Below are 6396 nucleotides of genomic sequence, written 5' to 3' on the forward strand. Positions count from 1 at the left end.
CATGGCTAGCAAGAACAAGAATGCGATGACCCCTGCTGAGCGGTCATACCAGCGTGGGCGCTGGGCCATCTACCTCTTCCTGGTCATCGTCTGCCTCTGCCAGCTCCTGCCCTTCTACCTGGCGATCACCACCTCGCTCAAACCCTCGGATGATCTGAGCTCGGCTCTGAGCATGCGCACCCATGACATGGCATGGTCCAACTGGTCCGAAGCCGTCAATGAGGGCGGCATCCTCAAATCCGTGCTCAACAGCGTGGTGGTGACCGTCGGGACGACGGCCCTGGTCTGCATCCTGGGAGCGGCAGCGGCCTACCCCCTGGCTCGTCGTCTGACCCGGTTCAACAAGCTGGTCTCGGCCTTCATCCTCTCCATGATGATGATTCCGCCCCTGAGCATTCTGGTCCCCCTCTATTCCTTCCTGGTGAAGATCGGCGGGGTGAACAACTACTGGGGCATCATCGCGGTGCTGACGGCCACCAACCTGCCTCTGTCGGTCTTCCTCTACACGGCCTTCATCAAGGCCATACCTCCGGCGATTGACGAAGCCGGCGAGCTGGACGGAGCCAACAAGCTCCAGGTCTTCATGCGCCTGGTCCTGCCCATGCTCAAGCCGGTGACGGCGACCGTGATCATCATGACCGGCTCGACAGTATGGAACGACTACGCCCTGTCCAGCTACATCCTGACCGACCCTTCGGCCCAGACCATCGCCCCTCGTGTGGCCTCCTTCTTCTCGGCCAATACCAACAATCTGGGCGTCGCCGCAGCGGCATCCCTGATTGCGGCAGCCCCCATGGTGGTCGCCTACATGTTCCTGCAAAAGTACTTCATTGCAGGGATGGTGGCCGGAGCAGTCAAGTAGTCTATCAATCAGGAGCCGCCCGACTGCAGTGGGCTGGGCGGCTCACTGGTTCATCAAGCATTGTTGTTTTTGCACATTTGTGCCGTAGTTACTAAAGGATTTTTCATGCTCTTTCCACAGCCGGTCCATTCTGATCAGCCATTCACCTATATGGCCCTGGGGTCCATTACGCCGGGTGCCGATATTCCTGACATCAGGGGGCTCTATGCGGGTCCCGACCTGAATGGCTTGGAACAGACCCCCGCCTGGACCTCGACCCATTCGCCCCTGCTGCTGGAGCATGCACAGAACACCTACCTGCATCCGGGCCTGACCGGGCATCGGATCGCCCAAGGCCCCGAGGGCATCCAGGCCGGGCGCTCCTGGTCGCCCCGTTTCCTGGTGGAAGGCCAGCCCGAGCAGACCGCCGACTCGCTGACCATCAAGGCCCGTGACGAGGATGCCCAGCTTGGCTTGGAGACCAGGGTGGAGGCCATGGCCGGCGGTTCCCTGCGGATTCGCCACACCCTGCGCAACCTGGGCGCCGATCCCTTCCTGCTGGAGGGTCTGGAGGTCCGCCTGCCCCTGGACGACCAGCAGACCCAGATTCTGGACTTCGCCGGCCGGCACGAGCGTGAGCGCAGCCCCCAGCGCCATGACCTGGCCGACGGGGCCTGGGTGCGCGAGTTCCGCTGGGGTCGCACCGGCTTCGAGGGGCCCGTGGTCATGGTGGGCACCCCCGGCTTCGACTTCCATCACGGCAGGGTGCTCTGCGTCCAGCCGGCCTGGAGCGGGAACACCGTGCTCCGGGTGGACCGGAACAGCGCCACCCCGGCCGGTGTCAGCGCTGGCGAGCTCCTCCTGCCCGGCGAGGTGGTTCTGGACCAGGGCCAGGAGTACAGCACCCCCTGGATCGTGGTCACGGCCTCCGACCATGGCATGGATCCGATCATGAACAGCCTGCACGCCTGGGAGCGCACCCTGCCCGAGCATCCGCGCGAGCAGCCGGTCATCCTGAACGTCTGGGAGGCCATCACCTTCAACCACGACTTCGACACCCTGCGCGACCTGGCCGACCGGGCCGCACGCATCGGGGTGGAGCGCCTTGTTCTGGATGACGGCTGGTTCCATCTGCGCCGGGACGACACGGCTGGTCTGGGCGACTGGTGGGTGGACCCTGCGGTATGGCCCCAGGGCCTGGAGCCTTTAGTCGATTATGTCCACAAACTGGGGATGCAGTTCGGCCTCTGGTTCGAGCCGGAGATGATCAACCCTGATTCGGATGCCTTCCGCGACCACCCTGAGTGGGTCATGAGGGCATCCTCCAGAAACCCGGAGCTGCAGCGCAATCAGCTGGTCCTGGACCTGACCAACCCCCAGGCCTTCAACCACGTGCTCGAGGCGATGACCCGAGTCCTGGAGTCCTGCCACATCGACTACGTCAAGTGGGACCACAACCGCGATCTGCTTGAGGCCGGTTCCCAGGCCCACGGCGGAGCGCCGGCCATCCACGAGCAGACCCTGGCCTACTATCGCCTGCTGGACACTCTCCGCGCTCGCTTCCCCAAGGTGGAGTGGGAGTCCTGCGCCTCGGGCGGCGGCCGCATCGACCTGGGCGTGATCGAGAAGGTCCGCCGCTTCTGGAACTCTGACATGACCGATGCCCTGAGCAGGCAGCTGATTCAGCGCTGGACCGAGCAGACCGTGGCCCCCGAGTACATCGGCGCCCACATCTCCCAGCCTTCCTCCCAGCAGACCGGCAGAACCTACAGCCTGGATTTCCGGGCCGCCACGGCCGTCTTTGGTTCCATGGGCATCGAGTGGGACATCCGTCAGGCCAGCGAGGAGGACCTGGAGCGGCTCAAGGAATGGATCGCCTGGTACAAGGCCAACCGGGGCTTCCTCCACTCCGGCCGTGTGGTTCGCCTGGACCTGGCCGACCCCTCGGTCCTGGCCCATGGCGTGGTGGCCCCCGACCGCAGCCGTGCCATCCTGGCCCACGTCCAGTTGGATGAATCCCTGCATAATCGTGGTGTTTATCTACGTATTCCCGGACTGGACCCCAAGGCCCGGTATCGGCTGGCCTGGACCGGCCCCGCCAAACCCAGGGCCTCGCTGGAGCACTTGGATCCGATAGGTCCGCTGGGCGCCGCCGAGGTCACCGGCACCTATCTGGAGCACGTGGGCATCCGCATGCCCCGCTGCCAGCCCGAGACCATCCGTCTGATCGACCTGGTCCGGGTCTGACCCGCCGCCATCAGTCACACCACAGGGATGAAGGAGCACTGCATCATGAACCCAACCAGCCTTAGCCTGGGAGAGCCGGACTGGATCACGCTGACCACCGATGCCGACAGGGAGACTGAGCCCGCAGGCAGGCCTTTCCACGCGGCCCCCGATGCGAGGGTCAGCCTCAAGGGCGAATCCGCTCTGACGGTCAGCCTGACCGCCGGCTCCACCCCCATCCGGTCCCTGGCCCTGCGCTGGACCAGGCCCATGCCCGCCGACGACCTCTATCTGGGCGATGCCTGGGAGCGTGGCTACGGGCGAATGGGTTTCCAGACCATGCGTGCCAACCGGTTCATGCCCTGGTACTTCCTGGCGGCAGGTCAGGAGCAGGCCCAGGGGTACGGGGTGGCCACCGGTGCCAACGCCTTCTGCTTCTGGCAGGTCGATACGGCCGGCATCACCCTCTTCCTGGATCTGCGCAACGGCGGCAGTGGCCTGGTGCTGGACGGGCGACAGCTTGAAGCAGCCACCATCATCTGCCTGCAATATCCGCTCCAGGAGCGGGCTGGCGGTCCGGTCTTTGCTGTGGCCAGTGACTTCTGCTCCCGGATCAGCCGCAAGGGTCTCATGCCCCCTGAACCGGTCTACGGGAGCAACAACTGGTACTACGCCTACGGGGACTCCAGCCGTTCCCGGATTCTTGCCGATGCCGAGTACCTGGCCGACCTGACCCAGGGCAACGCCAACCGCCCCACCATGGTCGTGGACGACGGCTGGCAGGACCACCACCGGCTTGAGGACTACAACGGCGGTCCCTGGCGGCGTGGCAACGAGAAGTTCGGCGACATGGGCGCCCTGGCCGACCAGATCAAGGCCATGGGCATCAAACCCGGCATCTGGTATCGCCCGCTCCTCAACGAGGACGAGGCCATTGCCGACCAGTTCAGGCTCCCGCACAACGGATGCCTGGACCCCTCGAACCCGCAGGCCCTGGACTACATCCGCCAGGACATCGCCCAGCTGGGGGAGTGGGGCTACCAGCTGGTCAAGCATGATTTCAGCACCTTCGACCTGCTGGGCAGGTGGGGATTCCAGATGAACCCCTGGCCCAGCCCGGACGGCTGGCACTTCTACGACCGGAGCCTGACCAGCGCCCAGGTGGTCAAGCAGCTCTACCGGGCCATCTTCGAGCAGGCCACCAAGACCGGGATGCTGGTCCAAGGGTGCAATGTGGTCGGTCACCTGGGCGTCGGCTTCATGCAGATCAACCGGACCGGCGACGACACCAGCGGCCTGCAGTGGGAGCGGACCAGGCAGATCGGGGTCAACACCCTGGCCTTCCGCCTGCCCCAGCACGGAAGCTTCTACGCCACCGACGCCGACTGCGTGGGCATATCAGACTCAATCGACTGGGAGCTCAACCGCCAGTGGATGGATCTCTTGGCGCGGACCGGCACCCCGCTCTTCTTCTCGGCCCGCCCTGGCAGCCTGACCGCCGACCAGGAGGATCAGCTCAGGCAGGCTCTGGCCCTGGCCTCGACCGGTGGCGCCCATGCCATTCCCTCGGACTGGCTGGTCAACGACTGCCCTGAGATCTGGACTGACGACGGCGGCACCCGCCGATACTCCTGGTATCAGCCGGCTGGCCTGGAGTTTTCGGACAGGCCCGAGCGCTACGACGGGTACCTTTCCGCCGTTTAGAAGTAGATGACGGCCGTGCTCGGTTGGGATGGGCACAGCCGCCAGTTCGCCGGATTGCAGTGATGGGAACCCGGCCTTACTCGTGCGAAGTACAGTGGGGAATATTCGATAATGCCATTTACAGAGCCTCCCAAGAACTCTGCCGACTGTCTCCCCAACAGACGGTGCATGTCATCCGTTTCTGCGTCTTTGTACAGTTGATACAACCCTATCATCGCGCAATGACTATGACAGCCTGATCCAGTGTCGGCGGAACTCATGATTGACGGGATGAGTAAACAGCGGCCAGGCTGGCTGTGTTTCCTCCTCTGCCAGGCAGAGGAGGGGGCGTGATGCCTGTCCTCGGCTGCTGCCTGCGGAAGTGTGGTGGGGGCGCGGGAGGAACGTGTCGGCTCTCTTGGGGTTTGAGCCTTGACTGGCACTTGTCCTGCCTGCTCCCCCTTGATGGGCCGGGGGCGGGGGGATTGATACGCCGCCCGGCCGCTCTTACTCGTGCGAAGCGTGAACCAGTCGGCGTGTCTCCTGCCGGTGGCGGCGTGAGGCGAGGACCCCGCCCATGCCGGTCATGCCGGTGGCCAGGGCGAGCAGGATGCCTTCCCCGCCGGCCTTGGGGAGCACGCCAGCTGGCAGGTACGTGTATCGGAGAGAAGTGTCGGGCGTTTGGGGTGCGCCGCCCAGCGTGTAGTCCACGCTGACGGTGACCGTGCCCGGCTGGTGTGCGGGCGTGAGCACGCTGACGCTATTGCCATCGCCGCGCGCCAGCCCTGATACAGCGGTCTGGTCGAACCTGACGCCGGTGATCACCAGAGCCAGGCTGAACGACACCGGCACAGGAGCCGACTTGGTGTCTGTGCTGTTGTCGCCGAGCTGGCCATTGCCGTTCCATCCCCAGGCGTAGGCGTTGCCGTCGCTGCCCACGGCCAGCGAATGATCGCCTCTGGCGCTGGCCTGTTCGGCTTGCAGTCCTTTGCTCTTGTCCCCGGGGCTGGCGGGGTCGCGCACGCGCACAGGAACAGACGAATTCGCATAGTTGCCGCTGCTGTTGTTGCCGAGCCGGCCATTGCTGTTTGATCCCCATGCCCAGGCGTTGCCGTCGCTGCCTAGGGCCAGGGAATGAGAGTCTCCGGCGCTGACCTGCAGGTAGGTGAAGTCCGCTGGCAGGTCCGGGTAGGTCTTGCGGTCGGGCGTCTTCACCCTGACCGGCGTGTACCGTGTGGTGGTTGTCCCGTCGCCGAGCCGGCCAGAGTTGTTGTATCCCCAGGCGTAGGCGTTGCCGTCGCTGCCCAGGGCCAGCGAATGCCAGTATCCTGCGCTGACTTGCAGGTAGGTGAAGTCCGCTGGCAGGTCCGGGTAGGTCTTGCGGTCGGGCGTCTTCACCCTGACCGGCGCATTCCGGCTGCTGCCTGTCCCGTTGCCGAGCTGGCCATACTCGTTGTTTCCCCAGGCGTACGCGTTGCCGTCGCTGCCCAGGGCCAGCGAATGCCATCCTCCGCCGCTGACTCGCAGGTAGGTGAAGTCCGCTGGCAGGTCCGGGTAGGTCTTGCGGTCGGGCGTCTTCACCCTGACCGGCGCATACCGTGTGGTGGTTGTCCCGTCGCCGAGCCGGCCATTGCCGTTTAATCCCC

The 6396-nt window shown here is 64.9% G+C and carries 4 protein-coding genes; 3 read left to right on the top strand and 1 reads right to left on the bottom strand.

Annotated features, from left to right (window positions below; all coding sequences use genetic code 11):
* The first annotated feature begins 1 nt into the window (after window position 1).
* The 3 genes from H3T92_RS08105 to H3T92_RS08115 all read left to right on the top strand — a co-directional run bounded on the left by H3T92_RS08105 (window position 2) and on the right by H3T92_RS08115 (window position 4771).
* Window positions 2-862: a carbohydrate ABC transporter permease gene (locus H3T92_RS08105; protein ID WP_198189880.1), complete on the top strand. Its 861-nt coding sequence runs from the start codon at window positions 2-4 to the stop codon at window positions 860-862.
* 105 nt (window positions 863-967) lie between these two features.
* Window positions 968-3088, top strand: a complete 2121-nt coding sequence (locus H3T92_RS08110) for an alpha-galactosidase (RefSeq protein WP_198189882.1) — start codon at window positions 968-970, stop codon at window positions 3086-3088.
* A gap of 45 nt (window positions 3089-3133) precedes the next feature.
* On the top strand, window positions 3134-4771 hold the full coding sequence (locus H3T92_RS08115) for a glycoside hydrolase family 36 protein (RefSeq protein WP_198189884.1): 1638 nt from the start codon (window positions 3134-3136) through the stop codon (window positions 4769-4771).
* Window positions 4772-5257: 486 nt separating this feature from the next.
* Here H3T92_RS08115 and H3T92_RS08120 read toward each other — a convergent pair.
* Window positions 5258-6396 (bottom strand): RCC1 domain-containing protein (locus H3T92_RS08120; RefSeq protein ID WP_415873711.1); only part of this gene is annotated, 1139 nt, incomplete at its 5' end.

The sequence above is a fragment of the Bifidobacterium sp. W8112 genome, assembly GCF_016101425.1.
Taxonomy (GTDB): Bacteria; Actinomycetota; Actinomycetes; order Actinomycetales; family Bifidobacteriaceae; genus Bombiscardovia; species Bombiscardovia apousia.

Coding starts and splice junctions, on each gene's coding strand:
- H3T92_RS08105 (WP_198189880.1), top strand. CDS start 2: ATGGCTAGCAAGAACAAGAATGCGATGACCCCTGCTGAGCGGTCATAC.
- H3T92_RS08115 (WP_198189884.1), top strand. CDS start 3,134: ATGAACCCAACCAGCCTTAGCCTGGGAGAGCCGGACTGGATCACGCTG.
- H3T92_RS08110 (WP_198189882.1), top strand. CDS start 968: ATGCTCTTTCCACAGCCGGTCCATTCTGATCAGCCATTCACCTATATG.